Annotated in this window: 2 protein-coding genes; both read left to right on the plus strand. The window is 25.5% G+C overall.

Annotated features, from left to right (window positions below; genetic code table 4):
- On the plus strand, positions 1-507 hold a 507-nt coding region (locus C6B38_RS09985; RefSeq protein WP_199558586.1), incomplete at its 5' end, for a DNA methyltransferase.
- A 394-nt stretch (positions 508-901) separates the two neighbouring features.
- Positions 902-1,039, plus strand: a complete 138-nt coding sequence (locus tag C6B38_RS09990; RefSeq protein ID WP_162475870.1) for a hypothetical protein — start codon at positions 902-904, stop codon at positions 1,037-1,039.
- The last annotated feature ends 87 nt before the right edge of the window (positions 1,040-1,126 follow it).

The raw sequence follows: 1,126 nt of genomic DNA on the forward strand, positions 1-1,126 counted from the left end.
GGAGATGCTTTGGAATTTATAAAGACATTAGAAAACGATAGCGTTGATTTAATATTAACTGGAGATGCTTTGGAATTTATAAAGACATTAGAAAACGATAGCGTTGATTTAATATTAACTGATCCGCCCTATTTATATAATTTATCAAAAAGAGAAAACGAACAAATAAATGAAAAAAGCAATATAACCAAAAGCATAAATAAATATATTAATGCTATCTATGATAATAATTTACATAATTCATTTGATATAAATACTTATTTAGATGAGTTTTATCGAATTTCAAAAAATAAATTTATGTTAATTTGAATGAATAGACAACAAATTATTGATTATTTAGATTGAGTTCGTAAAAAAGAAATGCTTTATGATTTTATTCTTTGAAACAAAACAAATCCAATGCCAACTAATAATCATATTTATCAAGATAAAGAATACTGTATGATAATTTATTCTAAAAAACATCGAATTCCGAATTATAAAAATGATTATGAAAGTGTAGAATAAAGGATGAAGTAGGAAAAAAGCAACTCTTGTTAAAGGGTTGTTTTTTTATTTGAAAAACAATCTAACAATTTAATAGATATTTTGGTGGTCTAACCCAACAGTAATCAGTCTGGAAATAATAGACGCTTTAATAAGCGATAGTGGTGATAAGTGCGGGGTCAACATCAAACCACAATAAAAATAGAGATGGTCACTTTATAAATAAATTTGCGATTAGCATTAGGTTCTTCAAGGTGCGAGTGAATTTATTTTAAAAACTGAACGCTTTGACCTGAAATGGTGCGGATGAAGAAATGTAATTATATGGCGTTTTAACTATACAAACAACTACAAATTGTAGAACATTGTAGTTAATATACCAACAATTACCAAAATTAATAATAAGGAGGTAAAGATGAAAAAGAATAGTTGTCTTAAAAAAAGATATTGAGGTTATTGCTTTAAATGTGATAAACAAAATAAATATATCCCTACACACAATGAAATTACTGATGAACATTGAGCATTAGGTAAAAAAAATAGGAGGAATTAAATTATGGAAAAAAGATATTTATTAATAACAAATAGTTCATTTACTGGAATAGATACTGAATTATTTTATACATTAGAAGAAGCAAAA

It is taken from the genome of Spiroplasma sp. ChiS (assembly GCF_002968355.1).
Classification (GTDB): domain Bacteria; phylum Bacillota_I; class Bacilli_A; order Mycoplasmatales; family Mycoplasmataceae; genus Spiroplasma; species Spiroplasma citri.